This window comes from Mycobacterium sp. FW102-FHT13B02 (assembly GCF_058790275.1).
The window spans coordinates 44,736-70,829 of the sequence record NZ_JBYTCM010000025.1 but is presented as its reverse complement, the minus strand read 5'-3'; the positions used below and the strand labels follow the sequence as shown (position 1 = coordinate 70,829).

Genomic DNA, 26,094 nt, shown 5'->3' with positions numbered 1-26,094 from the left:
CATCGTTGATCAGTGCCTGGACCCTTCCCGTCGCTTCGCTCGCCCTAGACCTCCCCCGGCACCTCGAAGAGCGGACGAACGCCTCCTGCGCGGCATCCTCGGCGAGCTCGAAGTCGCCGAGGATGCCGATGAGCGCGGCCAGGACCCGGCCCCACTCCCGCGAGAAAACATCGTTGATCAGTGCCTGGACCCTTCCCGTCGCTTCGCTCGCCCTAGACCTCCCCCGGCACCTCGAAGAGCGGACGCACCTCGACGGCGCCGCCGAGGCGCACCGCCGGAATCCGTTGTGCCCATTCCAAGGCTTGGTCGAGGTTGTCGGCGTCGATGACGAAGTAGCCGGCGAAGACCTCTTTGGTGTCGGCGTACGGGCCGTCGGTGATCAGGCCGTCGGCACGCACCGTGGTGGCCGTCTCGACGGGTTGCAGATGGCCGCCGCCGACACACTGCGGCTCGACCCGCAGAGCCATGTACTCCGCGCTCAGCGCGGCCTGCTCGGCTTCGGTCAGCTCCGCGTCGTGACTGCCGGGCCGGGTGTAGATCAGCGTTGCGTATTTCATCGTGGTCTCCTTCAGAGTTGATCGTCCAACAGCAAGGAGACGAACGGGAACCCATCGGGGGGACACGACGGCAGAAATCAGCTTTCGGGCAGCCGGCCGTACTCCGTACCGTCGCGCTTCCACAGCACCCGGCCGGCCGGATCCGCGCCCAGGGCGACCAGTTCCCGCTTGAGAATCTTGTTGGTCGCGGTGCTGGGCAGGTCGTCGGCCAGCCAGACGTGCCGCGGCCAGGCCTTCGGTGACAGGTCCGGCTGCGCGGCCAGGAACTCCGCGAACGGCTTCGGGTCAAGGGTCTGACCATCGCGCAGCACCATGGCCGCCATGACCTGGTCGCCGACGAACTCGTCAGGCACCGGGTACACGGCGACCCGACTGATCACCGGGTGCCGCAACAGGATTCGCTCGATGGGCGCCGCGGTGATGTTCTCCCCGTCCACCCGCATCCAGTCGGCGGTTCGGCCGGCCAGGTAGATCCAGCCGTCCGCGTCGCGGTAGGCCAGGTCGCCCGACCAGTACATGCCGTGCCGCAGCCGCTCATCGGTGGCGCCCTGGTCGTTGTGGTAACCGCGGAACATGCCGCTGCCGTTGGTGTTCACCAGCTCGCCGGTGGCTGCCTCGGCGTTGACGAGCGCACCGGCCTCATCGAATCGGGCCACCTCGCATTCCGTGACGGTCTCCGGGTCATAGATGGCCACGCCCGGAAAACCCTGTCCGATACTGCCCGCCGGGGTGCCGTCGGACCGCGTGATGATGATTGCGAGCTCGGTCGAGCCGAAGCCGTCCCACACGTCGCAGTCGAAGCGGCGGCTGAATTCGTCGATGTCGCGGTCGGCGGCCTCATTACCGAACGCCACTCGCAGCGGGTTGTCGTGGTCGTCGGGCTGCTCGGCGGTCGCCAGGATGTAAGCCAGCGGCTTGCCGACGTAGTTCATGTAGGTCGCGCCGTAGCGGCGGATGTCCGGGAGGAAGCTCGAGGCGGAGAACTGCGCGGGCGCCATCGCCGCTCCGGATCCGAGTGCGACGCCCCAGCCTGCGTAGACGCCGTTGGAGTGGAACAGCGGCATCGCCAGGTAGCAGGTGTCGGCCTCGGTGAGGCCGTAGCGCTGAACGAGTGCCGCGGCGGAGAACAGCACGATGGAATGGGCCACCTCGACGGCCTTGGGCTCACCGCTGGTGCCCGAGGTGAAGATCATCATGAAGGTGTCGTCGGGTCCGACTTCACGATGCGGGGTCAGGTCCCGCTGCGGCCACTCGGTCGCGGTGACGTCGATGACGGTGACGCCCGGCAGGTTGACGTCCTGGAGGAGCTCTCGACCTGCCCGATCCACGAGCACAATCTGACATTCGACGCGCGCGATGTCCCGACCCAGCGCCGCACCGCGGCGGGTGGTGTTGATGCCACACAGCACGTAGCCGCCGAGCGCCGCGGCGGCCAGCGCCGTCAGCATCTCAGGGGTGTTACCCAGCAGGGTGCCCACGTGCAGGGGCCGCAGCGGGTCGGCCTGGCTGATCAGGGCGGCGGCCTGTGCCTGCGCTCCGGCCACGTACTCTCGCCAGGTCCAGGCCGTCTCGCCGTACTTGACGGCGACGGTGTCCTGGCCGGCGCGCTCGCGAAGCAACTGCTGAAGGGTGTCCGCCATTTAGGCTCCCGGTGCGGCGGGGGTCACGACAACCACCCGTAGTGAACAGATTCTTGAAAGTGTCTACCATGGTTGAGGGGTAGCGCAATAGCATCTGTGCCCTGGCAGAATCGTCGTTCGCCAGGTTGACATGTGAGGAGATACCCGGTGGCAAGCCCAGAGTCCCCGAGGAGCGTGCGCGATCGACTGATCGACGCCGCTGAAGAGTGCATGCGCGCCAAGGGAATTCGCGCCACGACGGTATCCGAGGTCGCCGAGGCCGCCGGCGTCTCCCGCGGTTGGCTCTACCGGCACTTTCCGGACAAGGTGACGCTGCTGGGCGCGGCGATCGTCCGCCTGAACAACGCCTACTGGTCTGACGCGCACGCCATGCTGGCGTCGATCGAAGGCCTGGACAACCAGATGGTCGCCGGAATCCAGCACGGGCGCACCGCATATGACGATCCCGGCGCCCTGCTGATGAAGCTGCGCGTCGAGGAGCCCGACGAGTTCGCCGCCTGCGCCGGCGCCGGCGTGCAGGGCCTGGTGCCGGACCTCGCCGATTTCTGGTCCCGCTATCTGGTCGCCGCCCGCGACAACGGCGAAATCCACCCCGACACCGATATCGATGACGCCGCCGAGTGGGTCGCGCGCGTCATCCTGTCGCTGGCGACGATGCCCGGGCAGCGGCTGGACGCCAACAACGCCGACGAGCTGCTTGCACACGTGCGCCGCTACGTGATGCCGGGGTTGAAGGCCCAGCCGTAACGGTCGCTCCCTCGTCAGAATGCACTGAAGGCCGCAACTCGGGCAGAGTTGCGGCCTTCAGTTTCAAGAACGGCGACGGTTAGTCGTTGTCCATGTTGCCCGGCGCGGTCTTGGAGACCTGAACCAGGAATTCGTAGTTGGTCTTGGTCTTACGCAACTGGCTCATCAACAGGTCGATGGCCTGATGCGGGTCCAGACCAGACAGCACGCGGCGCAGCTTGTGCACCACCGCGAACTCGTCGGTGGACAGCAGCAGTTCGTCCTTACGGGTACCGGACGGGTTGACGTCGACGGCCGGGAACACCCGGCGCTCGGCGATCTTGCGGTCCAGCTTGAGCTCGGCGTTACCCGTGCCCTTGAACTCCTCGAAGATGACGGTGTCACCGGTCGAGCCGGTCTCGACCATCGCGGTGGCGATTATGGTCAGCGAGCCACCGTGCTCGATGTTGCGGGCCGCGCCGAGGAACCGCTTCGGCGGGTACAGGGCGGTGGAGTCCACACCACCGGACAGGATGCGGCCCGACGCCGGCGACGCGTTGTTGTACGCGCGGCCCAGCCGGGTGATCGAGTCCAGCAGCACCACGACGTCCTTGCCCTGCTCGACCAGGCGCTTGGCCCGCTCGATGGCCAGCTCTGCGGCCTGGGTGTGGTCTGACGGCGGACGGTCGAAGGTCGAGGCGATGACCTCACCCTTCACCGAGCGCTGCATGTCGGTGACCTCTTCCGGACGCTCGTCGACGAGCACCACCATCAGGTGGCATTCCGGATTGTTCTGGGTGATCGCGTTGGCGATGTCCTGCATGATCGTCGTCTTACCGGCCTTCGGCGGGGACACGATCAGCGCGCGCTGGCCCTTACCGATCGGCATGATCAGGTCGATCACACGCGTGGTCAGCCGGTCGGGCGTGGTCTCCAGGCGTAGACGCTGGTTCGGGTACAGCGGGGTGAGCTTCTGGAAGTCCGGCCGGTTCTTGGCGTTCTCCACGGGGCCGCCGTTGACACTGTCGAGGCGGACCAGCGGATTGAACTTCTGACGCGGGTTGTTCCCACCGCCGGTGTTCTCGCCCTCGCGCGCCACCCGCACGGCGCCGGTCACCGCGTCACCGCGGCGCAGGCCGTTCTTGCGGACCATGTTCATCGAGACGTAGACGTCGTTCGGTCCCGCCAGATAGCCCGAGGTGCGGACGAACGCGTAGTTGTCCAGCACATCCAGGATGCCGGCGACCGGCTGCAGGACGTCGTCCTCGCGCAGTTCGGTCTCGGCGTTCCCGCCCTGGTTGTCGCCACGTTCGCCACGACGACGACGGTCGCGGTCCCGGAACCGACGGCCACGACGGCCCTGACGGCTGTCGTCATCGTCATCGTCGTTGTTGGAGTTGTTGTTGGCGTTGCCACCCTGGGCGCGGTTGCCACCCTGGTTGTCGCCACCGCGGTTGCGGTCGCGGTTGCCACCCTGGTCACGGTTGCCGCCCTGGTCGCGATTGCCACCCTGGTCGCGATTGCCACCCTGGTTACCTTCGGACTTGTTGCCGCCCTGGTTGCTGTTGTCCGCGTTCCGGTCGCGGTTGCGCTCCTCGCGAGGTGCCTCGGCGGTGTCCGCGTTCTCGGCCTTGCCAGCGGTCTTGTCGCCGGCATCGCCGGATTCGCCCTCGCCGGGCCCGCCGGCACGGCGCGATGCGCCACGGCGCTCGCGACGCGGCGGCTGCTCGGCAGCGGGCGCGTCAGCAGCGGCTTCACCGGCGTTGTTCGCGGCCGGAGCCTGAGCTTCCTTGACCTCGGTGGCGGCGTCGCTGCCGTTCACGGCCTCGGTGGCCTTGGTTTCGTTCTTGGCTTCGGCCTTGGGCTCGGCCTTGGGCTCGGCCTTGGGCTCGGCGGCCTTGGCGGCCTTGACCTCGGCCTTGGCGCCGTTGGCCTCGCCGCGGTGTTCGCGGATGGCGGCGATCAGTTCGCTCTTGCGCATGCCGGAGGTGCCCTTGACGCCGGCTTCGGCGGCGAGCGCACGCAGGTCGGGGAGCAGAAGACTGGTCAGCGATCCAGAGCGTCCGGCCGCCGGGGCTTCAGTTACCGGGGCATCGGTATTGCCGTCGGCGGTGAAGAGGTCCGTATCAGTCACGGATTTCCTTTCTGTGCCCTCGCGCGTCTGATCAGGCGAGGGTTGGGTTCGCAGTCGGACGGCTTCCCCGAACCGCATTCGTCAAATGCCCTGGTCAGCTGAGGCAATGCAACAGCCACGCACCGGGATTTGCCGCCGTGCGGCGAACCATCAGTCCACGAGTTGAACATCAAAGAGAAGAGTGGTCGTCCTACCGTAGGCGCAGGTACTAGAGCCTGCGATTGCTGGACGTTGCGAGAATATCTCTGATCCGACAATGAAGCAAGAAAGGCCACTCCGGCGTGTGCTTTTCCGTTAGACGCCGGCACCGACGATCCAGCGAACCCCTTGGCCCACTGCCATCTTTTCGACTGCGAACCCGTTGGCAGCGCCGAACTCGAGGACTTCGGCGGGCAATTCGGGTTCAGTGCTGAATGCGATAACCGCAGGTCCAGCACCGGAAAGCACCGCTGCCACACCAGAACGCCGGAGCATCGCCAGATATTCCGCGGAGGCCGGCATGGCCGCGGCGCGCTGCGGCTGATGCATCACGTCTTCGGTGGCTGCCATCAGCAAATCCGGGCGCTGCGTCAGCGCCACCACCAACAGCGCGGCGCGGCTGACGTTGAAGGTGGCGTCCGAATGCGCGATGAGCTCCGGGAGCACTGCCCGGGTCTCCGCGGTCGAGGAGCGCACCTGCGGGATGGCCGGGAACAGGTGGATGTCGGGATGCAGCGTCAGCGGTGCGGCTGCGTAGGTGGGACCGGGTGCGGTCCAGGACACGACGGCACCGCCCAGCACGGCGGCGGAAGCGTTGTCGGGATGGCCTTCGAACTCCGACGCCAGTTGAACCAGCTGCTCGAGCGTCAGCGGCTTCGAACCTGATTGCGCGATAAGACCATTGGCGACGGCCAAGCCGCCGACCACCGCGGCCGCCGACGAACCAAGACCGCGCGAATGCGGAATGACGTTGCGGCACTTGATGTTCAGACCGGGAACCGAGACACCACCGACTGCCAGTCCACGCCGAATCGCCCGCACGACCAGATGGGACTCATCGTCGGGAACCTGCCCGGCCCCCTCCCCCGTCACCTCGATGACGAGGCCGGAATCGGTTGTCTCTGCCTGAATTTCGTCGTACAGGCTCAACGCCAGGCCCAGACTGTCGAAGCCGGGGCCCAGATTGGCACTCGAGGCGGGGACGACGGCGGTGGCGAGCAGGCCGGCGGGCAGGTTCTCGGTCACTGGTGTCAGACCAGTCCGAGCTGTTCGACCACAGCGGTCGGATCGACCGGGATGGCCTTGACCTCGGGCATGCCCTTGAGCGCGGTGTCGGGGTCCTTCAGGCCATTGCCGGTGACGGTGCACACCACGGTCGAGCCGGGCTTGACCCAGCCGTCCTCGATGGACTTGAGCAGGCCGGCGATGCTGGCGGCCGAGGCCGGCTCCACGAACACGCCTTCGGCCTTGGCGACCAGGTGGTACGCGGCGAGGATCTCTTCGTCGGTGGCGGCGAGGAAGCGGCCATCCGACTGCTCCTTGGCGGCGACGGCGCCGTCCCACGAAGCCGGCGAACCGATTCGGATCGCGGTCGCGATGGTCTCGGGGTTCTTGACGGGCTCACCGAGCACCAGCGGCGCCGCGCCGGCGGCCTGCGTGCCGAGCATGCGGGGCAGCCGGTCGGAGACGCCGTCGCGGTGGTATTCGCTGTAACCGCGCCAGTAGGCGGTGATGTTGCCGGCGTTGCCGACGGGCAGCGAGTGCACGTCAGGCGCGGTGCCGAGCGCGTCGACGATCTCGAACGCCGCCGTCTTCTGCCCCTCGATGCGGACCGGGTTGACGGAGTTCACCAGTGCGATGGTCGGGTACTCGGCGGTCAGCTTGCGGGCCAGCTCCAGACAGTCGTCGAAGTTACCGTCGACCTGAATGATCTTGGCGCCGTGCATGACTGCCTGCGCCAGCTTGCCCATCGCGATCTTGCCCTGCGGGATCAACACCGCGCAGGTGATACCCGCGCGCGCGGCGTACGCGGCCGCCGAGGCCGAGGTGTTGCCGGTGGACGCGCACAGCACGGCCTTCTGGCCGCGCGCCACGGCGTCACTGACGGCCATGGTCATGCCACGGTCCTTGAACGAACCGGTCGGGTTGAGCCCCTCGACCTTCAAATGCACGGTGCAGCCGGTCAGTTCACTCAGCCGCTTGGCGTAGATCAGCGGCGTGCCGCCCTCGAGCAGGGTGACAGGCGTCCAGTTCTCGGTGCCGGGCAGACGGTCCCGGTAGGCCTCGATGAGGCCGGGCCACGGCTTGTGCACGCTCATTACTTACTGGTTCCTTCCATGCGCAGCACGCTGTTGATGCTCTGCACTGCTTCGTGATCGGCGAGGGCCGCAACGGTTTCCGACAAGGCTTCGTCGGTGGCCCGGTGGGTGACCACGACGATGCGGGCGCCGCTGCGCTGACCGACCTCGTCCTCCATGCCCTCCTGGCGGACCTCGGCGATGCTCACCTTGCGTTTGGCGAATTCGGCGGCGACAGAAGACAGCACACCCGGGATGTCCGCGACATTCATGCTGACGTAGTAGCGGGTCTCGATCGCACCGATGGGCGCGATGGGCAGCTTGGCGTACTTGGACTCGCGCGGACCCCGGCCACCCTGTACCCGGTTGCGCGCAGCCATGACCACATCCCCCATCACGGCCGACGCCGTCGGAGCACCACCGGCACCGCGGCCGTAGAACATCAGCTCACCGGCCGCTTCCGCCTCGACGAAGACGGCGTTGAACGCGCCGCTGACCGAGGCCAGCGGGTGCTCCAGCGGCACCAGCGCCGGGTAGACGCGAGCCGAAACCCGTTGCTTGCCTTTACCGGTGGTCAGGCGCTCACAGATGGCGAGCAGCTTGATGGTGCAGCCCAGCGCCTTCGCGGATTCGAAGTCCGCGGCGCTGACCTTGGTCATGCCCTCGCGGTAGACGTCGTCGGCGGTGACCCGGGTGTGGAACGCGATGGACGCCAGGATGGCGGCCTTGGCGGCGGCGTCGTAGCCCTCGACGTCGGCGGTGGGGTCGGCTTCGGCGTAGCCCAGCACGCCGGCTTCGGCGAGTGCGTCGGCGTAGTCGGCGCCGGTCTCGCTCATGGCCGACAGGATGTAGTTGGTGGTGCCGTTGACGATGCCGGCCACCCGGAGCACGACGTCACCCGCAAGGGACTGGGTCAACGGGCGGATCACCGGGATCGCGCCGGCCACGGCGGCTTCGAAATACAAGTCCACGCGCGCCTTTTCGGCCGCCTGGGCGAGTTCGCCGGTCGACTGTGCCATCAGCGCCTTGTTGGCGGTGACCACCGACTTGCCCTGCTCCAGCGCGGTCATGATGGCCTTGCGGGCGGGCTCGACGGGACCCATGAGCTCGATGACGATGTCGACGTCGTCGCGGGAAACCAGCGCTCCGATGTCATCGGTGAGCATGTCGACCGGCACGCCGCGGCCCTTGGCGACCTTGCGGACGCCGACGCCGCGCAGCTCCAGGGGCGCACCGATGCGAGCGGCCAGGTCGTCGGCGCTGTCCTTGATGATCCGGACCACCTCGGTCCCGACGTTCCCGAGTCCGAGAACTGCTACGCCGATTGGCTTTTCACTCATTGACCACTCACCTCCAGGCTCAATAGGTCTTCGATGGTCTCCCGACGCAAGATCAGCCGGGCGTTGCCGCCGCGCACCGCGACGACGGCGGGACGGGTCAGCAGGTTGTACCGGCTGGACATCGAGTAGCAGTAGGCGCCGGTGGCCGCGACTGCGATCAGGTCGCCGGGCGCGAGATCGTCGGACACCCAGGTGTCGCGGACGATGATGTCGCCGGTCTCGCAGTGTTTTCCGACAATCCGGGCCAGCGTCGCCTGCGCGCCGCCGGCGCGCGACACCAGCCGGGCGTCGTACTGCGCGTCGTACAGGGACGGCCGGATGTTGTCGCTCATGCCGCCGTCGACGCTGACGTAGCGCCGGTACTTGTCGGCCGACACGGCAACGTCTTTCACGGTGCCGACCTCGTAGAGCGTGATGGTGCCCGGACCCGCGATGGCCCGGCCCGGCTCCACGACCAGCTTGGGCGTGGGCAGGCCGACGGCCTCGGACTCGGCCTTCACGATGGCTTTGAGCTTGTCGGCCAATTCCTTCATGGGCGGCGGGTCGTCGCTGGGCAGGTATGAGATACCCAGCCCCCCACCGAGATCCATGACGGACATCTGCGCGGTCTTCTCGACACCGAATTCGGCGACCACGTCGCGCAGCAGACCGATGACGCGGTGTGCGGCGATCTCGAAGCCGGCCACGTCGAAGATCTGCGAGCCGACGTGGCAATGCAAGCCGACCAGACGAAGATTGTCAGTGGCGAAGACCTTGCGCACCGCATCCATGGCCGCGCCGCTGGCCAGCGAAAGACCGAACTTCTGGTCCTCGTGGGCGGTGGAGATGAACTCGTGGGTGTGCGCCTCGACGCCGGGGGTCACGCGGACGAGCACGTCCTGCACCACGCCCGCGGCACCGGCGATGGCCTCCAGGCGCTCGATCTCGATTTCGGAGTCCAGCACGATGTGCCCGACGCCGGCCTCGACCGCGGCCGTCAGTTCCGGAACTGATTTGTTGTTGCCGTGCACCGTGATTCGCTCGGCCGGGAACTCGGCGTGCAGGGCCACGGCCAGCTCGCCGCCGGTGGCGACGTCGAGGCACAGGCCTTCCTGCGCGACCCAGCGCGCGATCTCGGCACACAGGAACGCTTTTCCGGCGTAGTGCACGTGCTCGCCGCCCCCGAAGGCGTCGGCGATCTCGCGGCAGCGGGAGCGGAAGTCGTCCTCGTCGATGACGAACAGCGGGGTACCGAACTGCTCGGCCAGTGCGCCGACCGTGACGCCGGCGATGCTGACCTGGCCGTCGGCGCCGCGAACGAGGTTGCGCGGCCAGACATTCGGCGCCAACAGGTTGATCTCGTCGGCCGTCCCCGGCTTCTCCGGCACCACGTTGCCGGTGGGCTGTCCGCTCACATCCGCTCCGGAGCGCTGACGCCGAGGATGTGCAGACCGTTGGCGATGACCTGGCGGGTGGCCGCGCACAGCGCGAGCCGCGCCCGGTGCAGGTCACTGTGCTCTTCGTCGCCCATCGGCAGCACGCGGCAGGAGTCGTAGAACCGGTGGTAGTCACCGGCCAGGTCTTCGAGATACCGGCACACGCGGTGCGGTTCACGAAGGGCCGCAGCGGTTTTGAGTACCCGCGGGAACTCGCCGATGGTGCGCATCAGGGTGGCTTCACGGTCGTGGTCGAGCAGGTCCAGGTGTCCGAGGTCGACCTGCAGGCCGAGGTCGGCGGCGTTACGTGCCAGAGCCGACAGCCGGGCGTGCGCGTATTGCACGTAGTAGACCGGGTTTTCGTTGGACGCGCTGGCCCACAGCCCCAGGTCGATGTCGATGGGGCTGTTCACCGACGACCTGATCAGTACGTAGCGGGCCGCGTCCACGCCGATGGCGTCGACGAGGTCCTCGAGGGTGATCACGGTGCCGGCGCGCTTGCTCATGCGCATCGGCTGGCCATCCCTGACCAGGTTGACCATCTGGCCGATCAGCACCTCGACGGTGTCGGGGTCCTCGCCGAGCGCGGCCGCGACGGCCTTCAACCGGCCGATGTAGCCGTGGTGGTCGGCACCGAGCATGTAGATACACAGGTCGAACCCGCGCTTGCGCTTGTCCAGGTAGTACGCGATGTCGCCGGCGACGTATGCCGGGTTGCCGTCGCTCTTGATGACCACGCGGTCCTTGTCGTCACCGAAGTCGGTGGTGCGCAACCAGATTGCGCCGTCCTGCTGGTAGATGGAGCCGTTGTCGCGCAGCTTCTCGATGGCCTGCTCCACGCGGCCCGAGGTGTGCATCGAGTCTTCGTGGGTGTAGACGTCGAAGTCGGTGCCGAAGTCGTGCAGTGACTGTTTGATCGACGTGAACATCAGCTCCACGCCGAGTTCGCGGAACACTTCCTGGCACTCGTCGGCGGGCAGGGTCAGTGCATCGGGCCGCGTGGCCAGGACGTCGGCTGCGATGTCCTTGATGTAGTCGCCGCCGTAGCCGTCCTCCGGCGCCGGCTCGCCCTTGGCGGCCGCGACCAGGGAGCGAGCGAAACGGTCGATCTGCCCACCGTGGTCGTTGAAGTAGTACTCACGGATGACGGTGGCGTCCTGCGTGGCCAGCAGCCGCCCCAGCGCGTCACCGACGGCCGCCCAGCGGGTGCCGCCGATGTGGATGGGCCCGGTCGGGTTGGCCGAGACGAACTCCAGGTTGATGTGGCGGCCCTTGAGCTCCTCGGACGTGCCGTAGCGGTCCCCGGCGCCCAACACGTTGAGAACGACGACGCTCTGCGCGGACGCCTCGATGCGCAGGTTCACAAAGCCCGGACCGGCAACGGTGGCGTCAGCGATACCGTCGGCGTCGTTCAGCCGCTCTGCGAGCCATTCAGCCAGGTCACGTGGGTTGACGCCGACCTTCTTGCCCAGCTGCAGCGCCAGGTTGGTGGCGTAGTCGCCGTGCTCGGGGTTACGCGGACGCTCGATGGCGACTGTTTCGGGCAGCGCGGCGATGTCCAGGTCGTGTTCGACCAGGACCACGGCGGCGGTGTTCTTGAGCAGTTCAGCCAGATCGGCGGGGGTCACGGGGGTCCATCCTATGGGCTGAGCTGCTCACGCTTGTCCTCGCCTGCTGGTTGACTGATTGTCCGCTGGCGGTTGACACCGATTCGGGAGGCAGGCCACCGATGCGCTAGTCTGTGATCGCCCAACGGCGCCGCTGGCTCGCCAGCATCAAGCGCCCCCGTAGCTCAGGGGATAGAGCGTCTGCCTCCGGAGCAGAAGGCCGCAGGTTCGAATCCTGCCGGGGGCACTCTCCAACTCACGCAGGTGCGATTCCGCCCACCTTGCCGTCCCAAGAATTCCCCAAGCCGTCCGGCGCATTCTGTGGTCACCACGACCCAGACGAGGACGGACCAAACTCATGAACCGACGCATCGCAGCACTGGCAGCCGCCACGTTGGCGACCTGCGGCATGGCGCTGTCAGCTCCCGCCCAGGCCGGTCCCCTGCCACCGCACACGTGGTGCCCGGGCGACAGCATGACCTACTCCCGTTACGACATGTCGTCGGGACCGGGAGTCGCGTACCAGTGGGACATGAACGTCTGCCACACCTGGTACTTCGTCAAGGGCAACCTGGGCAACGTGCCGTATCAGGGCCACCTACCCAGTGGCGTCTGGGACGGCGACAATCCGCCCGACGTTCGTCAGGATTCGTGCGACTTCTGTTCGTAGAAATCAGCGACGGCCGCCGCCACCGGAGTTGTACCCCGGTGCGGCCACGTCCGCAGGGGTGAGCTCGAACGGTGCCGGCGCGATGACGTCAGGAGCAAAGAAATTGCCCCCTGTCGGGGAGCCCGCCTCGGCAGGGGCGGCACTCTCGGCCGGTGGCGTGCTGATGATCTCGCTGGTCCCGACCGGGCCCTCGTCCATGTCCACAGCCTCACTGGGTGTGCCACCGATCGGCGCACCCGGGACCCAAACCATGAGGTCCTGCATGCCGTCGTTGTAGACGACGCTGTTCGGGACATCACCGACGACGTCGAAGTAGAGCTTTCCGGTCGCCGTTCCGCCAGGTGGTGCCGCGGGCACGTTCCCGCCGATGACCCGGTAGTTCTCTCCGCTCTCGGCGCGGGCGTTGAAGAACGCGGTGATGGGGTTGGCCCAGCCGCCGAGCCCCTCGACCTTTACGGTCGCCGAGTAAAGCTGGCCGTTGTGCGGTACCGGGTCCGAACTCGGGTGCAGACCCTTGACCGTGTAGCCGATTTCGTTCAGCGCCTCCTGCTGACCGAACGGCTTGATGTTGTTGGCCGCCGAGGCGGATCCCGCCGCCGCGACCATGCCGAACGCGATCGCGGCGATGCTCACGGGCGCCACAAATTTGATCTTCACCGTTACTCCCCTTCGTCCCGCCAGGCAGTGTCCAACGCGGAGGTTACCTCGCCGATCAGCCATCGCGAGCAGTAACGCTCATGGCAATGTTGCCTTGGCGGGTGCGTCGAACTCGATATCCGTCACCACCGAGCGTCAGGGACGCGCCGCCGGGTCAGGATCGAATCCGGATATGTCGAGAAGCTCTGCGCCACCGGCACCAGCCAGCAAACATTTCGTGTGGTCGACAGCCAAGCCGCGGCAAATAAAGCATCCAGGCCGTTAATTTTCGGCAACTGCACTGCACGCGCAGCGCGGCAATGCGACGATTCGAGCCGTGACCGACTCCCACGACATCGCCCAAGCGGCTCGCCTCCGAGCAGAACTGTGGCGCCAGGTCGAGGAGATATCGCTCGAGCTCGAACAAGCTGAGCGCCGGGAGCGCCGCCTGTCCGACTGGCGCCACCGCACGAGCCGCCGGTTGCGTACCGAACTCTACGAAGCGCACCACCTCATCGATGCACTCAATAGACGCTTCCCGGCCCTGGACGCCGTCGACCCCAGTCTCGACACGTCAGAGCCCTACCCGCTATCGAGCTGACCTCTGCGTGTTGGCGGCGTGTCTCGTCGAAAACATTTACCGCGCATAGGCGAACGGCTACAACCAGGCGAGCGCAGCGACCACAAGCGCCTCGGTACCCGTGTCCAGCGTCGGCTGAACCACCGGGCCGAAGGTCGGCGAGTGGTTCACCGGGATGTCCTGGCTGATGCGGCCGGCTTCGGCCGCGCGCGTGAACTCGGCGGCATCGATGCCACCGAACATCCAGTACGTGTACGGCACCCCGAGCGCCCGCGGGATGTCGCTGAAATCCTCACTAGCGGCCACCGGTGGGATCGTCAGGGCCCGGTCGCCGAAGTGCTCGACGAACGCGTCATGTGCGCGGGTGGTGGCAGCCTCGTCGTTGTCGGTCACCGGAAACTGGTCGTAGAAGTCGAATTCCGGGTCTTTCGGGGAATCCGACGCCTGGCATTCGGCGACGACGATGCGCTTGATGGCCGCGATCACCGCAGTGCGCACGGCGTCGTCGTAGGTGCGCAGGTTCAGTTCCAGCACCGCGTGGTCACCGATGATGTTGCTCTTGGTGCCCGAATTGATGCTGCCGACGGTGAGCACGACCGTCTGGCTGGGCTCGACTTCGCGCGACACGATGGTCTGCAGCCGGATCACGATCATGGCGGCCAGCACGACGGGATCGATGGTGGCGTGCGGCATGGACCCGTGACCGCCGCGCCCGTACACCGTCACCCGAATGCTGTCTGCTGCTGCCATGACCGGCCCACTGCGGGTGCCGACGTATCCGGCCGGCGCCGGAGCGACATGCTGACCCAGCGCCACGTCGACCTTGCCGACGATGCTCGCCAGCCCGTCGGCGACCATGCCGGCAGCACCGCCACCGACCTCTTCTGCGGGCTGGAACAGCGCAATCGCCGTGCCCTGCCAGTGCTCTTGCCCGCCGGCCAGCAGCGCGGCCGCGCCGAGCAGGCAGGTGACGTGAGTGTCGTGGCCGCATGCGTGCATGACGGGCACGTCCTTGCCGGCCGCGTCCGTAGCCCGGACCGTGCTGGCGTAGGGCAGCCCGGTGGCCTCGGCGACCGGCAGGGCGTCCATGTCGGCGCGCATCAGCACCGACGCACCGTCACCGTTGCGCAGAATGCCGACGACTCCGGTGCCGCCGACGCCGCCGGTCACCTGGTAGCCGAGCTCATTCAGCTTGTCCGACACCAGTTTTGCGGTGCGATGTTCCTGATGTGACAACTCCGGATGCTCATGCAGGTCCCGGTACAGGTCCTCCTGCCACACCCGCACCTCGGGCAGGCCGGCCAGCACGTCGGTCGCACGACTCATAGTGCTGCCTCTCCGGTGAAGTCCTTGACCACGTCGGCCACCCGGCGCAGCTGGTCGATGTCCGAACTGGTCGGAATCAGATGTACCTCGTCGGTGCCGATGTCATCGAATTTCTGCAGTACATCGAGCAATTCGTCTTCGGTGCCGGCCCACCCCGTGGTCGGCGCCATCGCATCGACATATTCCTCAGGAATCCAGTTCATATACCGGCGTAGGTGACGATGCACCTGGTTGCGTGCCTCGTCCTTGTCGCCGAGGGCGAACCAGAACGAGGTGGCCAAGTGCGGCTTGGGTTTTCCGGCCTCGGCCCAGGCCGCGCGGGCGACGTCGAACAGTTCACTCTCGCGTTCCACGTTGAGATCCAGCGTGGTGCCGGCCATGCCGTCGGCCCAATTCGCTGCGCTACGTACGGTTTTCGGCCCGATGGTGCCGACCAGGAGCCGCGGCCCGCCCGGCTGAACGGCTGCGGGGCCGACGGGCAGCACGGATTCGGTGAGCTTCTCCCCCGCCCAGACGCGCTTCATCAGTGCCACCCGCTCAGCCATGCCGCGCATGGTCTGGGTGTCGGGATCGGCGCCCACGGCGTGGTAGTCCTCATGGCGGCCCCCGACGCCGATGCCGACGGTGAGCCGTCCGCCACTGAGCATGTCGCCGGTGGCGAGTGCTTTCGCGAGCATCACCGGATCGTGCAGTTGCGGGACGATGACGGTGGTGACCAGGCGCACCCGGTCGGTCCAGGCGGCCAGCGCACCGAGCAGGGTCAGGGAATCGGGGTTGTCGAAGGCGATGCGCTCGCCCCAACACAAGGACGAGAAGGGCCCGCCGTCGATCACTCTCGCCCACGCCGTCAGCGTCGCCGCATCGAGGTTGGGCTCCATCACTGGCATCGTCATCCCGATCTGCACACAGCCGATTCTGGCACGCGCATCCAGCGCCAGGGGCCACGTTGCCCGACCCGGCACGGTGAGTGGACGTGCCGGCAACCCCTGGTGCAGGGCCAACCGGTGGGGGTAAACCCCCATAAGAGTCGCGGGAAAACGCCGTGTCTCCGCACTCGGCCGGTGCCTAAGTTGGAGGCATGGTTGCAACAGCTACCGGCCCCGCCTGGGCCGAGCCGACAAATCCGACAACGGCGCCGCCCGTGCAGCGAGACCTCGGTGTCGTCCCCACCGCGTCGATGATCGTCGGCGCCATGGCCGCCATGTTCTGGTTCTGGATACCGCTGTCTCTGCTGATCCTGGCCGTCACCTCCATTCCCTCGGTGATCGGGACCGTGCTGGGTGGAGTCCTGTTCGTCTACGCCGTCCGCGCCACCGACCGGGTGGAACGGCTACGCAGCGAAGCGGTGTTCTCCTTCGGCATCGCCACCCCGTACCGAAAGATGACGCCCTACATCGGTTTTCAGGGATGGGCCCACCAGCTCTGGCTGGACGTCAGCAGCGGCCGGTTCTGGAAGGTGTTGGCCCACAGCTACCTCCGCATGGTTTTCGACATTTTCGCTGTCGGATTGGCGTTCACGCTTCTCGCCTTCGCACTGATCGGGCCCGCCGCGGCGACCGCGATCGACAACAGCGACGCTGCCGCCGGTCTGAGCTTCATCTCACCGCCGCTGTCTTGGCTGCTGGCCGCCATTGCGCTGGCTGCCGCCGGAGCCATCCTGGTGTTCGGTCCCCGGGTAGACGCGGTGATCGACCGGTGGCTGCTGCCGTCGTCACCGACCGAAGCGCTGCAGCACGAGGTCAGCGCCCTGCACCAGGCCCGCCGCGGCGCGGTGTCGTCGGCATCCACCGAACGGCACCGCATCGAACGCGACCTGCATGACAGCGTGCAGCCCCGGCTGGTGTCGTTGGCCATGACCATCGGGCTGGCCCAGACCAAGCTGGACTCCGACCTGCCCGAGGCTCGCAAACTGATTGCCGAGGCCCACGATGACGCCAAAGCCGCACTCCTCGAACTACGAAACGTGGTGCGCGGTATCGCGCCGACGATCCTGGCCGACCGCGGACTGGATGCCGCACTGTCGGCGGTGGTGCAGCGCACCGAAACTGCCGGTGTCCCGGTGACGCTGGAACTACAACTGCCGAAACGCTTTTCCGACGAAGTCGAATCGTGCGCATACTTCGTGGTCGCCGAGTCATTGACAAACATCGCCAAGCACGCCAAAGCCACTCACGCCGTGGTCTCGGTGCGCTACCACGAGCCCACCGACCAGCTGCACATCTCGGTATTCGATGACGGTATCGGCGGCGCCCAATCCGATGGCGACGACACCACGGGCCTGCGCGGGCTCGGCGAACGAGTGCGCGCGGCGCGCGGCACCTTCACCGTCTCCAGTCCGGAAACCGGAACGACGACCGTGACGGCGGTACTGCCATGCGCATTGTGATCGCCGAAGATTCGGCCCTGCTGCGCGCGGGTATCGAGCGCATCCTGACCGACGCCGGCCACGAAGTGCTCGCCGGGGTGCCCGATGCCACGGAGCTGTTGCATGCCGTCAACGAGCACAAGCCCGACCTCGTCATCGTCGATGTCCGGATGCCACCGACGTTCACCGATGAAGGCATCCGCGCCGCCGCCCTGCTCCGCAGCCAGAATCCCGAGTCACCGGTGCTGGTGCTCTCACACTACGTTGAAGAACGCTATGCGGCGGACCTGATCGCCTCGGACACAAGGGGCTTCGGGTACCTGCTGAAGGACCGGGTGGCCGACGTCCCCGCATTCCTGGACGCGGTCAACACGGTCGGCACGGGCGGGACCGTCCTGGATCCCGAAGTGGTGTCACAAATCCTGGTGCGCACGCACCGCCGCTCGACCCTGGCCGTGCTCACCCCACGTGAGCAGGAGGTGATGCAGCTGATGGCGGAGGGCAAGACCAACTCGGCCATCGCGACCCTGCTGCACATCTCGATCGGCTCCGCGGAGAAACACATCGCGTCCATCTTCACCAAGCTCGACCTGGCCCCCGACGACAGCGAGAACCGGCGGGTCCTCGCCGTCTTGCGCTATCTCGAATCCTGAAGAGAGAAAAGGATTTTCCATGACTTCGAACGTGGACTTCGCACCAGTGACCGAGCCGGTCCCGGCAGCCGCGCCCGCACTGTCGCCGGGCGGGCGCTCGGCGATCCGGACGCTGCTGGTCCTGGTCGCTCTGCTGGGAACGGTGTCTGCCGCGGCCGGGCTCGGCGGTTTGGCGTGGGGCATCAGCTCGGTACGCGTGGCCGCCGAAACCGAAACACTGCCGGCCGACATGAGCACCCTCACCATCGACACCGGCGACATGCCCACTGCTGTCCGGATCACCAGCGATCGCAACGTCCGTGAGCCGCGCGTGCGGATGCGCCTGCTGAATACCTCGCACGACGACCAGCAGGCGCTGAAGGTGACCCGGATCGGCGGCACCGTCGGGCTGACCGTCGCCGGCACCCCGTCCCCGCTGTCCGACTTCGGTCCGCCCGGGGAAATCACCGTGACCCTGCCACCCGATGTCGCACACCGGCTTTCGGTCACCACCAAGCAGCAGGTCGGCATCCTGCTGAGCCAGACCGACCTGGACCAGCTGACCGTGCACAACACGGACGGCGCCGTGGTGCTCGGCGGCAACGCCCGCCGCATCGAAATCCACACGCAGAGCGGCGACGTCCAGACCCGCGACCCGATCGTGGTCACCGACGCCTTCATCGCCGACTCCACCGACGGCCACATCGGGGTGGACTTCAAGGAGGCGGCCCCGCGCACCGTGAACGTCACCAGCCAGAACTCCGACGTCGACATCACCCTGCCGCCCGGCGGGCCCTACCTGGTCCGGGCCCAGGCCGGCGAACAGGCGAAGGTGCGCGTTCCCCAGACCGACGATGCGTCTCGCGCCGTCGCGCAGGTCACCGCGCGGGCGGACGAGGGCAGCGTGGTGATCGCTACGCGCCGGTGAACGGGCCCACCCGCAACGTCGGGTACGCCGTGCTGGCACAAGCGGTATCGGCATGGCCGATGATGATCGCCTCGGCTTCGCCCGGCAGGTTGACCTGCAAGCCACTGACCGGCACGGCATCACAGTCTGCCGGGAAGTTGCCCGCGTTGACGACACCCAGGTTCGCCGACGTGGACTGGCCGGGTTCGATCACCACCACGCCGATGGTGTCGGGGTCCTGGCTCGCGGCCACCCCGACGGGATGGTTGTCAGAGCCCGCGATGAACGACACCGCCGGATAGCCCGACATGCTGCATGGTGCGTCACCGGAGTTCTTCAGGATCACCGGATAGAACGTGGTGCCGGCGGCACCATCGGGCGGGCCGAGGCTGGGTGTCAATTGTGCACTGGCGCAACGTGGTACTTGAACGGGGTCGGCATGAGCGACAGCGATCGGCCAGGCACACGCGACCGCCAACGGGACAGCGACAATGGTTCGCACACCGGCTCCCTTCACGACGCTCATCCGAGCCCGGCCATGATGTCGGCTACCGACCCCGACCGGATTTTCCGGAATCCGGTGCCCGCCCATACGTTTGTTCCGTCCGGATCACCAGCGGCAACGGCAGCCTTTCGCACCGGACTGGTCAGGTAGTGCACCTCCGGATACCCCAGCGGTGCCTGCTCGTCGTGTTCCTCGATGAACCTGTTCCGCAGCCCTCGCGCGTAGCGACCCGAGAAAGCTTTGGTGACAACAGTTTCGGTGAACCGCGGGTCGACGAGCGCAGCGCGGTGCACCGGGCTGGAGCCCGACTCGTCGGCGAGCAGGAACGCGGTGCCGAGCTGCGCGGCCACCGCACCGGCCGCGATCACCGCGGCCACATCGTCGGCCGTCATCAGGCCGCCGGCCGCAACAACCGGCAGGTCCGTGGCGGCAAGCACGTCGGCCAGCAGTTCGGTGAGCGGCTGAGTCGCGGGCGCGGCCAGCGGGTCATAGGTGCCGCGATGGCCCCCGGCCCCGGGTCCCTGGACGGCGAGGGCATCGACGCCGGACGCGACGGCCACCCGGGCTTCGTCGGCAGTGGTGACCGTCGCGACGGTCGTGATGCCGGCCTGCCGCAATCGCGTGCACTCGTCGGCGGTGGGGCCGCCGAAGGTGAACGACACGACTTCGGGCCGCAGGTCGACGACGACGTCGAGCTTGGCGGCCCAATCGTCGTCGTTGAACGTGGGCTCGCCGAGCGCGGCCCCGTACCGCGCAACCTCCCCGGCGAGGTCGTCGGCGTAGCGCTCGATCTCGCGAGGCTGGGCGGTACTGGGCTGGGACGCAAAGAGATTCACGCCGAGCGGACCGGTGGTCAGCGCGCGCGCAGCGGTGATGCGATCGGCGAGCGCCCGAGCCGTCAGGTATCCGGCAGCCACGAATCCCAGACCACCGGCCGAGGAGCCGGCCGCAGCCAGCTCAGGCGTCGTCGGCCCGCCTGCCATGGGCGCGACGATGACCGGAACTGCCAGCTCACGAAGATCGAAGGCCATGCCTAGATCATGACAGGCCGATGCCGCGCGCACCGGCAGTGACGCGGCGCGCCCGAACGGGTAGAACGGAAAGACATGGCCATCACCTTCAACCACACCATCGTCCATTCGACCGACCGCTCGGCCGCGGCCGCCTTCTTCACCGAGCTCTTCGGCCTACCGCCCGCAAAAGAATTCGGGCACTTCCTGGCCGTCGAACTGAACCACGGCGTCAGCCTCGATTTCGCCCAGATGCCGGAGGGCATGGCAGTCGTCCCGCAGCATTACGCGTTCCTGGTCTCCGAGGACGAGTTCACCGCGATCTACGGCCGCATTGTCGGACGCGGACTGCAACATTGGGCCGATCCACGGGCACAGCATCCCGGCGAGATCAACCACAACGACGGCGGCCGAGGCGTCTACTTCCGAGACCCCAGTGGGCATTACCTGGAGATCATCACGAAGCCGTACGGCTCGGGCGGCTGAGCACCCGGTCTGCCAGCGTCTCGGCGCCAGCGAAGGTCGTCACCACCGTGTCGGTCGAGGACGATGACAGTGGTGTCGGCGACAGCGTCACTACTCGGCGACGCGAGAACGTTCGATCTGCTCACGCAGGATGTCGCCGTGCCCCGCGTGGCGCGCGAAGTCCTCGATCGCGAGCAAGTAGATGAATCGGAGGTTGACATCGCCGAGGCGGGGGTGGGTTCTGATTTCGTCGAGATCGAACCGGGCAGCGATTGCGCGGGAACGTGCACTGGCACTTTCGAATTCGGCGATCACGTCGGCCAAGGTCTCATCGCGGTCGACAATGAAGCTGGCGTCACCCGCCGTCGTGCCTCCGCCGCATTCGCTCTCGGGCACTCCGCCGAGGATGTGCTGGAACCAGATTCGCTCAGCGACCGCCGCGTGCTTGAGCAGCCCGATCGGGGTGGTCATCGACGCAACGAGACGGCGGCGGGCATCGATATCCGGCAGGCCGCGCACGGTGTTGACCAGTTCGGCGCGGTTGCGGTCGAGCGTGCTCTCCAGCAACCGGCGTTCAGACCCGGTGGTGATTTGCGGTATCGACCATGTCGTCATTGTCGGCTCGATTCTGTTGACGTGGATATCGAAATATTCTGTTGTGCTTGCGATTTCAGGTTCCGGACCATTCCGCTTCGCGTTGGTCGACGACCTTCAGCCCTGAAGGTGGCAGGCGAGGACACTTGCGGCGAGGTGCGTTGGACGTGCGGAGCCGCACAAACAAATCTGGTGGCCGGCGATTCAGGCAACGGCCTACGCGGCTGATCTACGGGACGAAGGCCGGCCCGGGCCGGCGTTGCGTCCGAGGCTACCAGGCCGTCGCGCGTAGATCGACGGAAGTCAGCTAACCGTGGCCGCGGCGCGCTTCCTGTGTCCGGTAGTCCCCCGCCAAGGCGCTGACGTGGTCGGGCAGCTTGCCGGAGGCGACGTCGGCCAGGCTGGTCTGCTCGAGCACCGAGCGCATGCTGGCGCGCAGGGCCCGCCACACATCGGTGAGCGCGGCCGTCGGTCCGGAGTACGGCAGGTCGCCCAACCCCATGTCCCGGACGCTGGCCAGCGGACCGTCGATGCAGCGCAGGACGTCGGCAATGCTGATGTCCTCCGCCGCACGGGCCAGTTCGTATCCACCGTCACGGCCGCGATGGCTGCGCACCAGCCGATCGGTGCGCAGGTTGGTCAGGATATCGACCAGAAACTGCGCGGGGATGCCCTGCGCCTTGGCCAGGTCCTCGGTTTTGACCAGCACACCAGCCTCGGCGGCGGCCAGTTCGACCATGGCGCGGACGGCGTACTCCGCCTTGGCTGACATCCGCATCAGCCAATCATGCCATTCCGGGTCGGATTAGTCCGGAATAGTCGCGGCGTCGGCAGCCACCACCGCCACCAGATCGGCGAGGCCGGCCAGGCTCGCCGCCTGCAGCGCCGCAGCCGGCACCGCCTGCCCGTCTGGGCCGGCCAGGGTCCGGGTCGCGGTCGCCGCGGCCACGACGGTCGGGGCGTACCCGAGACTGAACGCGCCACGAGCGGTGGAGTTCACGCACATGTGCGTCATGAAGCCGGCGAGCACCAGGTTCGAGGCACCCAGCGCCTTGAGCCGCGCGTCGAGGTCGGTCTGCACGAACGAGTTCGGGAACTGCTTGACGATCACCGGTTCGTCGCCGCGCGGAGCCACCCGGTCGACGATCGCGCCGATGTCCGCGCCGATGTCGTAGAGCGAGCCCGGCCCGTCGTCGTGTTGAATGTGGATGACGGGAATACCGGCGGTGCGGGCGCGGTCGAGCAACACGGCGGTCTCATCGAGTGCGGCCCGCACGCCCTCGAGTTCCATCACCCCTTGTGTGTAGGTGTTCTGGCAGTCGATCAGCACCAGGGCCGAGTCCGCGAGACGGACGGGTTCGACAGGCAGGCTGGACAATTCACGCAGGGTGGGGCGAGTCATCCGGTTAGCCTAGTTGCTCAAAGATGTTTCCAGGAGCCGATTTTCGTCTGCGCTCAGTTGTTGCCGTTGAGGCCCGGATGCAGACCGGGTGCCACGTTCTGCGCCCCCGGTGCGGTGACGCCCGGGCTGAACAGATTGCCTCCGGTGGGGCTGATGCTCTTCTCGGTCGGCACCACCGACGAAGACGGCGATGTCGTCGTGGCCGTTGTGGTCGTCGTTGTCGTCGTGGACGGCGACTGCCCGCCGTTGTTGCTGCAGCCCGCGGTGAGCACGCCCATCGCAACGAGAGCGGCACCGCCGGCCGCGACCATCAACCTCCGAGTGGACAGAAATGTGCTCATGCGATCCCAAAGTAGCCCTGACCGGGCGTTATCGCCACCGCTGGCTCAGCCGGCCCCGGCGGACCGCTGGCCGAGGATCGCCGCGCCCAGCCAGCGCCTGACGAAGGCCCTCAACTCAGCGGGGGTGCGTCCGTCGCCGGCCGGCGCAAGGAAGTAGGACAGCATGATGCGCAGCGTGAATTCGACAAGCTCGCGCAGCGCCGTGTCGTCGTATCCATAACTCGCCCAGTCGACGTCGAACCGGGTGATCATCTGCATGCCGAAGTCCTGCGCCTCGGCCGAGGCCATGTCACTGCTGTGCGCGCTGACGTACGGCGCCGACATCAGGATGCCGAGGTGTGGCGTCCGGGTCACCGCATCGAGCGTGTAGAGCACACCTTCCGTCATCGCGTCGGCCGGATTGTGGATCCCGCGCACGTGCTCGCTGAGCTGGTCCAGAAATCCGTCGACCGAGGCGATGGCGGCTGCCCGCATCAGGTCGTCGGCGGTCGGGAAGTAGCGGTACACCGTCTGCCGGATGACGCCGAGCGATTCGGCGACGTCGGCGATGGTGATCGCGGTCCCCGTACTGGACAGCAGTTCGACGGCAGCGGCGACGATGCGCCGGGTCGCCTCGTCGTCATCGGCGGGCGGCTCCCCACCCCAACCGCGACGTTTGCGTGCCATTCGCCGGACGGTACACGCCGGAGGCCGCCGCGGGCATTGACGGATGCGCTCACGCACTGTAACCATACACCGAAGACATTGTTTGTATGATTACTGATCGAGGTGCCCGATGACTGACCTCCAGGTCCGCAAGATGCGGTTCGCTTTCGCGGACCACCCCGTGCCGTTCCTCTGGAACGAGACCAACCCCGCCTTCTCGGCGATGGCAAATGCGGTGTCCTTCTTGGCAATTGCGTTCGAGAAGATGATCGTCAGCACCATGGCCGAGGCCAAGCCGCTACTGACCGACCCTGTGATCGCCGAAGAAGCCGATGCTTTCGTCCGGCAGGAGGGCCAGCATTCGATGGCCCACCGGGCACATGCCCGAGGGCTCATCAAAGCCCACCCGGCGCTCAAAGAGACGCTCGACGACGTGATCGCCGCGTTCGACGACCTCGTCGCCAACAAGCCCCTCAAGTACCGGCTGGCCTACACCGCCGATCTGGAGGCGACGTTCACGCCCGTCTTCAAGTTGATGCTCGACCATGACGACACGTTGTTCGCCCCGGGCGACGACCGCGTCGCGTCACTGTTCCTGTGGCACTTCGTCGAAGAGGTCGAACACCGCAGCTCGGCGCTGATCATCTACAACGGCCTGGTCGACGATCCGTGGTACCGCATGCGGGTGGCACCGTCGATCTTCAAGCACGTGATGGACTGCGTACGGATGGCGTGCGACGGGTTCAACAAGCATCTGCCGCTGGAAGTCCGCAAGGTCGACGCACTGTCGGCGTTCGCGCTCGAACGCCGGAAGAACACGATCCTGAAGCGGCTGGGCCGGATCCCTGACTTCGGACCGTTCACCAGCGCGTTCCACGACCTCCCGGTCCGCGAGCAATTGGCGGCGCTGTCCGGCATCGTCCGCAGCCAGATCCCGGGCCACAACCCGGAGCACGAGAAGCTGCCCGCGCTGGCGGCCGAATGGTTCGAGCGCTACGACGCCGGCTACGACGTCACGCACTGGTACACCGCCGGAAAGCAGGCCGCCAATGTCTGATCTTTGTTCGCCGACATTCGCTGATCTAGCTGGGCGGCTTGGGTTTTCCTGTAAGACGGCCGGCAACCTGGTCGAGGTCCGCAATCCCCTGCAGCTGGAGAACTGGACCCTGCCGGTCCTCGAGCTGACGGTGATCACCGGTGCGGTACTGACCCTCGTCTACGCGATCATCCGCCTCCGGCGCCACGGTGACGCCACGAATATCGCCCTGTGGTTCGGCGCGGTGGCCTATCTGCTGATCATCGAACCGCCGCTGTACTTCCCGGCGGCCTTCGGCATCGCCGACCGGGTCGACACCATGTTCGCGCACAACGTGTTCACGGTGGACTTCCTCTGGGGCCGGCTGCCGCTGTACATCGTGGCGATCTATCCGATGATGGCGACCGTCGCGTTCGAAATCGTCCGCAGCCTAGGGGTTTTCCGGCGCTACGGCACCCTGATCGGTGCCGTGTGCGTGGGCTTCGTCCACCATGCGTTCTACGAGATCTTCGACCATCTGGGCCCGCAGCTGCGGTGGTGGGAATGGTCGGTGCACAACCCGATGAACCAGCCGATGTTCGACTCCGTGCCACTGCCCAGTGTGGTGGTCTTCGCCGCGCTGTGGCCGATGTCGCTGGCGCTGTGCGTGCAGTTCTTCGTGGGCCGGCACGCTGATCGAGGCCGCCGCTTCACCGGTGTCCAAATCGTTTGGCGCACTGTGGTCGCCGGGGTGTTGGCTTCGTTGGGCACCGCAATCCTGCCGCTGCCCGCAACCGTGATCGGCGGTGTGACCGGCAGCAGCACCGCGGGCGGCATTGCCTATGCGGCCGAACTGGCGGCTGTCTGCGCCGTGGCGGTCTGGGCGCTGGTCTCGCAGTGGCGCCGGCTGCGCAGCACCGTGGCCAGCCCGACTGAGCCACGCTATGCGAGCCCGCCGTGGTTGGTCGGATACGCCGTCGCCTACCTGGTCGTCATGGCGATCCTGTGGCTCAGCGCGCTGCCCGCCTACTTCGGCGCGGTCAACGGCGTTACCGCACATGGCGATCCGATCGGCAGCCTGTGGTACACCGCCGTGTGCTTCGCGATCGCGGTCATGTGCATCGCCGCGGCACGCACGGCCGCGCCCGCCAAATCGAATGCGCCGCTGCCGGTTACCGCGTCGGCGTAGTCGTAGGCGCCCAGATCAGGCCCTCCCACGAGACCAATCCATGGCTTCAACCACGACGCATTTCGACCATCGTCGTTGAAGCCAGGTACTTTTCCGGGCCGCCCGAAGTCCCTGAGT

27 protein-coding genes and 1 tRNA gene are annotated in these 26,094 nt (G+C 67.0%); 10 read left to right on the top strand and 18 right to left on the bottom strand.

What is annotated here, in order from left to right; genetic code table 11:
- Positions 1 to 212: 212 nt before the first annotated feature.
- Together AC3WTE_RS28395 and fadD1 are read right to left on the bottom strand one after the other, a co-directional pair.
- A complete protein-coding gene (locus tag AC3WTE_RS28395) occupies positions 213 to 557 on the bottom strand; it encodes a YciI family protein (RefSeq protein WP_492442830.1) in 345 nt (114 codons plus the stop codon).
- Positions 558 to 634: 77 nt separating this feature from the next.
- Positions 635 to 2,197 (bottom strand): fatty-acid--CoA ligase FadD1, encoded by a 1,563-nt coding sequence (gene fadD1, locus AC3WTE_RS28390; RefSeq protein ID WP_492442829.1) that lies wholly within the window; start codon positions 2,195 to 2,197, stop codon positions 635 to 637.
- A gap of 174 nt (positions 2,198 to 2,371) precedes the next feature.
- Between fadD1 and AC3WTE_RS28385 the strand changes: the two genes are divergently transcribed.
- The gene (locus tag AC3WTE_RS28385; RefSeq protein ID WP_492442828.1) at positions 2,372 to 2,944 is read left to right on the top strand and encodes a TetR/AcrR family transcriptional regulator; all 573 of its coding nucleotides are present in this window, start codon (positions 2,372 to 2,374) and stop codon (positions 2,942 to 2,944) included.
- A gap of 79 nt (positions 2,945 to 3,023) precedes the next feature.
- Here the strand turns inward: AC3WTE_RS28385 and rho are convergent, their stop codons facing one another.
- The 6 genes from rho to argS all read right to left on the bottom strand — a co-directional run bounded on the left by rho (position 3,024) and on the right by argS (position 11,716).
- Entirely contained in the window at positions 3,024 to 5,057 is a 2,034-nt protein-coding gene (gene rho, locus AC3WTE_RS28380; RefSeq protein WP_492442827.1) for a transcription termination factor Rho, read from the bottom strand.
- A 294-nt stretch (positions 5,058 to 5,351) separates the two neighbouring features.
- Positions 5,352 to 6,281 (bottom strand): homoserine kinase, encoded by a 930-nt coding sequence (gene thrB, locus AC3WTE_RS28375; RefSeq protein ID WP_492442826.1) that lies wholly within the window; start codon positions 6,279 to 6,281, stop codon positions 5,352 to 5,354.
- Between the two features lie 5 nt (positions 6,282 to 6,286).
- The gene (gene thrC, locus AC3WTE_RS28370; RefSeq protein WP_492442825.1) at positions 6,287 to 7,354 is read right to left on the bottom strand and encodes a threonine synthase; all 1,068 of its coding nucleotides are present in this window, start codon (positions 7,352 to 7,354) and stop codon (positions 6,287 to 6,289) included.
- A complete protein-coding gene (locus AC3WTE_RS28365) occupies positions 7,354 to 8,673 on the bottom strand; it encodes a homoserine dehydrogenase (RefSeq protein ID WP_492442824.1) in 1,320 nt (439 codons plus the stop codon). Before AC3WTE_RS28365 ends, thrC begins: the two co-directional genes overlap by 1 nt.
- Positions 8,670 to 10,067 (bottom strand): diaminopimelate decarboxylase, encoded by a 1,398-nt coding sequence (gene lysA, locus AC3WTE_RS28360; RefSeq protein ID WP_492442823.1) that lies wholly within the window; start codon positions 10,065 to 10,067, stop codon positions 8,670 to 8,672. Before lysA ends, AC3WTE_RS28365 begins: the two co-directional genes overlap by 4 nt.
- Positions 10,064 to 11,716, bottom strand: coding sequence for an arginine--tRNA ligase (argS, locus tag AC3WTE_RS28355; RefSeq protein WP_492442822.1), 1,653 nt, complete (start codon positions 11,714 to 11,716; stop codon positions 10,064 to 10,066). Before argS ends, lysA begins: the two co-directional genes overlap by 4 nt.
- A 153-nt stretch (positions 11,717 to 11,869) precedes the next feature.
- On the opposite strand from argS, the gene AC3WTE_RS28350 reads away from it, so the two are divergent.
- Positions 11,870 to 11,942: transfer RNA gene (locus tag AC3WTE_RS28350), tRNA-Arg, on the top strand.
- 111 nt (positions 11,943 to 12,053) lie between these two features.
- Complete coding sequence (locus tag AC3WTE_RS28345; RefSeq protein WP_492442821.1) at positions 12,054 to 12,365, top strand: hypothetical protein; 312 nt, start codon at positions 12,054 to 12,056, stop codon at positions 12,363 to 12,365.
- A 3-nt stretch (positions 12,366 to 12,368) separates the two neighbouring features.
- Here the strand turns inward: AC3WTE_RS28345 and AC3WTE_RS28340 are convergent, their stop codons facing one another.
- On the bottom strand, positions 12,369 to 13,022 hold the full coding sequence (locus AC3WTE_RS28340) for a DUF1942 domain-containing protein (RefSeq protein ID WP_492442820.1): 654 nt from the start codon (positions 13,020 to 13,022) through the stop codon (positions 12,369 to 12,371).
- Positions 13,023 to 13,338: 316 nt separating this feature from the next.
- On the opposite strand from AC3WTE_RS28340, the gene AC3WTE_RS28335 reads away from it, so the two are divergent.
- Complete coding sequence (locus tag AC3WTE_RS28335) at positions 13,339 to 13,602, top strand: hypothetical protein (protein ID WP_459368805.1); 264 nt, start codon at positions 13,339 to 13,341, stop codon at positions 13,600 to 13,602.
- Positions 13,603 to 13,659: 57 nt separating this feature from the next.
- Here the strand turns inward: AC3WTE_RS28335 and AC3WTE_RS28330 are convergent, their stop codons facing one another.
- Positions 13,660 to 14,907, bottom strand: coding sequence for an amidohydrolase (locus AC3WTE_RS28330; protein WP_492442819.1), 1,248 nt, complete (start codon positions 14,905 to 14,907; stop codon positions 13,660 to 13,662).
- Positions 14,904 to 15,800 carry an LLM class flavin-dependent oxidoreductase gene (locus AC3WTE_RS28325; RefSeq protein WP_492442818.1) on the bottom strand — a complete coding sequence of 299 codons (897 nt, stop codon included), beginning with the start codon at positions 15,798 to 15,800 and terminating at the stop codon, positions 14,904 to 14,906. The genes AC3WTE_RS28330 and AC3WTE_RS28325 overlap by 4 nt, the downstream gene beginning before the upstream one ends.
- 185 nt (positions 15,801 to 15,985) lie before the next feature.
- Here AC3WTE_RS28325 and AC3WTE_RS28320 point away from each other — a divergent pair, with 185 nt between their 5' ends.
- Genes AC3WTE_RS28320 through AC3WTE_RS28310 form a run of 3 tightly spaced genes read left to right on the top strand, consistent with a single transcriptional unit; the run spans position 15,986 to position 18,832 of the window.
- Positions 15,986 to 17,293 (top strand): sensor histidine kinase, encoded by a 1,308-nt coding sequence (locus AC3WTE_RS28320; protein WP_492442817.1) that lies wholly within the window; start codon positions 15,986 to 15,988, stop codon positions 17,291 to 17,293.
- Positions 17,281 to 17,925: a response regulator transcription factor gene (locus AC3WTE_RS28315; protein ID WP_459368801.1), complete on the top strand. Its 645-nt coding sequence runs from the start codon at positions 17,281 to 17,283 to the stop codon at positions 17,923 to 17,925. The genes AC3WTE_RS28320 and AC3WTE_RS28315 overlap by 13 nt, the downstream gene beginning before the upstream one ends.
- A gap of 19 nt (positions 17,926 to 17,944) precedes the next feature.
- On the top strand, positions 17,945 to 18,832 hold the full coding sequence (locus tag AC3WTE_RS28310; protein WP_492442816.1) for a DUF4097 family beta strand repeat-containing protein: 888 nt from the start codon (positions 17,945 to 17,947) through the stop codon (positions 18,830 to 18,832).
- Here the strand turns inward: AC3WTE_RS28310 and AC3WTE_RS28305 are convergent.
- Together AC3WTE_RS28305 and AC3WTE_RS28300 are read right to left on the bottom strand one after the other, a co-directional pair.
- The gene (locus tag AC3WTE_RS28305) at positions 18,819 to 19,313 is read right to left on the bottom strand and encodes a DUF4232 domain-containing protein (protein WP_492442815.1); all 495 of its coding nucleotides are present in this window, start codon (positions 19,311 to 19,313) and stop codon (positions 18,819 to 18,821) included. The genes AC3WTE_RS28310 and AC3WTE_RS28305 overlap by 14 nt on opposite strands.
- Positions 19,314 to 19,333: 20 nt before the next feature.
- The gene (locus AC3WTE_RS28300; protein ID WP_492442814.1) at positions 19,334 to 20,347 is read right to left on the bottom strand and encodes a nitronate monooxygenase; all 1,014 of its coding nucleotides are present in this window, start codon (positions 20,345 to 20,347) and stop codon (positions 19,334 to 19,336) included.
- Between the two features lie 75 nt (positions 20,348 to 20,422).
- Between AC3WTE_RS28300 and AC3WTE_RS28295 the strand changes: the two genes are divergently transcribed.
- Positions 20,423 to 20,812, top strand: a complete 390-nt coding sequence (locus tag AC3WTE_RS28295; protein WP_492442813.1) for a VOC family protein — start codon at positions 20,423 to 20,425, stop codon at positions 20,810 to 20,812.
- A gap of 90 nt (positions 20,813 to 20,902) precedes the next feature.
- Here AC3WTE_RS28295 and AC3WTE_RS28290 read toward each other — a convergent pair whose 3' ends face one another.
- The 5 genes from AC3WTE_RS28290 to AC3WTE_RS28270 all read right to left on the bottom strand — a co-directional run bounded on the left by AC3WTE_RS28290 (position 20,903) and on the right by AC3WTE_RS28270 (position 23,794).
- Positions 20,903 to 21,406 carry a DinB family protein gene (locus AC3WTE_RS28290; RefSeq protein WP_492442812.1) on the bottom strand — a complete coding sequence of 168 codons (504 nt, stop codon included), beginning with the start codon at positions 21,404 to 21,406 and terminating at the stop codon, positions 20,903 to 20,905.
- 286 nt (positions 21,407 to 21,692) lie between these two features.
- Positions 21,693 to 22,163 (bottom strand): Rrf2 family transcriptional regulator, encoded by a 471-nt coding sequence (locus AC3WTE_RS28285; protein ID WP_492442811.1) that lies wholly within the window; start codon positions 22,161 to 22,163, stop codon positions 21,693 to 21,695.
- A 27-nt stretch (positions 22,164 to 22,190) separates the two neighbouring features.
- Positions 22,191 to 22,787 (bottom strand): cysteine hydrolase family protein, encoded by a 597-nt coding sequence (locus tag AC3WTE_RS28280; protein WP_492442810.1) that lies wholly within the window; start codon positions 22,785 to 22,787, stop codon positions 22,191 to 22,193.
- A gap of 53 nt (positions 22,788 to 22,840) precedes the next feature.
- Complete coding sequence (locus AC3WTE_RS28275) at positions 22,841 to 23,128, bottom strand: hypothetical protein (RefSeq protein WP_492442809.1); 288 nt, start codon at positions 23,126 to 23,128, stop codon at positions 22,841 to 22,843.
- A 45-nt stretch (positions 23,129 to 23,173) separates the two neighbouring features.
- Positions 23,174 to 23,794, bottom strand: coding sequence for a TetR/AcrR family transcriptional regulator (locus AC3WTE_RS28270; RefSeq protein WP_492442808.1), 621 nt, complete (start codon positions 23,792 to 23,794; stop codon positions 23,174 to 23,176).
- A 109-nt stretch (positions 23,795 to 23,903) separates the two neighbouring features.
- Here AC3WTE_RS28270 and AC3WTE_RS28265 point away from each other — a divergent pair, with 109 nt between their 5' ends.
- Together AC3WTE_RS28265 and AC3WTE_RS28260 are read left to right on the top strand one after the other, a co-directional pair.
- On the top strand, positions 23,904 to 24,830 hold the full coding sequence (locus AC3WTE_RS28265; RefSeq protein WP_492442807.1) for a metal-dependent hydrolase: 927 nt from the start codon (positions 23,904 to 23,906) through the stop codon (positions 24,828 to 24,830).
- Complete coding sequence (locus tag AC3WTE_RS28260; protein WP_492442806.1) at positions 24,823 to 25,977, top strand: hypothetical protein; 1,155 nt, start codon at positions 24,823 to 24,825, stop codon at positions 25,975 to 25,977. The genes AC3WTE_RS28265 and AC3WTE_RS28260 overlap by 8 nt, the downstream gene beginning before the upstream one ends.
- Positions 25,978 to 26,094: the final 117 nt, after the last annotated feature.

What these genes read in the sequence shown, in the direction of transcription:
- AC3WTE_RS28290 (WP_492442812.1), bottom strand. Translation starts at nt 21,406, where the DNA reads ATGACGACATGGTCGATACCGCAAATCACCACCGGGTCTGAACGCCGG.
- AC3WTE_RS28310 (WP_492442816.1), top strand. Translation starts at nt 17,945, where the DNA reads ATGACTTCGAACGTGGACTTCGCACCAGTGACCGAGCCGGTCCCGGCA.
- AC3WTE_RS28270 (WP_492442808.1), bottom strand. Translation starts at nt 23,794, where the DNA reads ATGGCACGCAAACGTCGCGGTTGGGGTGGGGAGCCGCCCGCCGATGAC.
- AC3WTE_RS28330 (WP_492442819.1), bottom strand. Translation starts at nt 14,907, where the DNA reads ATGAGTCGTGCGACCGACGTGCTGGCCGGCCTGCCCGAGGTGCGGGTG.
- AC3WTE_RS28320 (WP_492442817.1), top strand. Translation starts at nt 15,986, where the DNA reads ATGGTTGCAACAGCTACCGGCCCCGCCTGGGCCGAGCCGACAAATCCG.
- AC3WTE_RS28285 (WP_492442811.1), bottom strand. Translation starts at nt 22,163, where the DNA reads ATGCGGATGTCAGCCAAGGCGGAGTACGCCGTCCGCGCCATGGTCGAA.
- AC3WTE_RS28260 (WP_492442806.1), top strand. Translation starts at nt 24,823, where the DNA reads ATGTCTGATCTTTGTTCGCCGACATTCGCTGATCTAGCTGGGCGGCTT.
- AC3WTE_RS28265 (WP_492442807.1), top strand. Translation starts at nt 23,904, where the DNA reads ATGACTGACCTCCAGGTCCGCAAGATGCGGTTCGCTTTCGCGGACCAC.
- AC3WTE_RS28275 (WP_492442809.1), bottom strand. Translation starts at nt 23,128, where the DNA reads ATGAGCACATTTCTGTCCACTCGGAGGTTGATGGTCGCGGCCGGCGGT.
- thrC (WP_492442825.1), bottom strand. Translation starts at nt 7,354, where the DNA reads ATGAGCGTGCACAAGCCGTGGCCCGGCCTCATCGAGGCCTACCGGGAC.
- AC3WTE_RS28280 (WP_492442810.1), bottom strand. Translation starts at nt 22,787, where the DNA reads ATGACTCGCCCCACCCTGCGTGAATTGTCCAGCCTGCCTGTCGAACCC.
- AC3WTE_RS28300 (WP_492442814.1), bottom strand. Translation starts at nt 20,347, where the DNA reads ATGGCCTTCGATCTTCGTGAGCTGGCAGTTCCGGTCATCGTCGCGCCC.
- fadD1 (WP_492442829.1), bottom strand. Translation starts at nt 2,197, where the DNA reads ATGGCGGACACCCTTCAGCAGTTGCTTCGCGAGCGCGCCGGCCAGGAC.
- AC3WTE_RS28345 (WP_492442821.1), top strand. Translation starts at nt 12,054, where the DNA reads ATGAACCGACGCATCGCAGCACTGGCAGCCGCCACGTTGGCGACCTGC.
- AC3WTE_RS28395 (WP_492442830.1), bottom strand. Translation starts at nt 557, where the DNA reads ATGAAATACGCAACGCTGATCTACACCCGGCCCGGCAGTCACGACGCG.
- AC3WTE_RS28315 (WP_459368801.1), top strand. Translation starts at nt 17,281, where the DNA reads ATGCGCATTGTGATCGCCGAAGATTCGGCCCTGCTGCGCGCGGGTATC.
- AC3WTE_RS28365 (WP_492442824.1), bottom strand. Translation starts at nt 8,673, where the DNA reads ATGAGTGAAAAGCCAATCGGCGTAGCAGTTCTCGGACTCGGGAACGTC.
- AC3WTE_RS28295 (WP_492442813.1), top strand. Translation starts at nt 20,423, where the DNA reads ATGGCCATCACCTTCAACCACACCATCGTCCATTCGACCGACCGCTCG.
- AC3WTE_RS28325 (WP_492442818.1), bottom strand. Translation starts at nt 15,800, where the DNA reads ATGACGATGCCAGTGATGGAGCCCAACCTCGATGCGGCGACGCTGACG.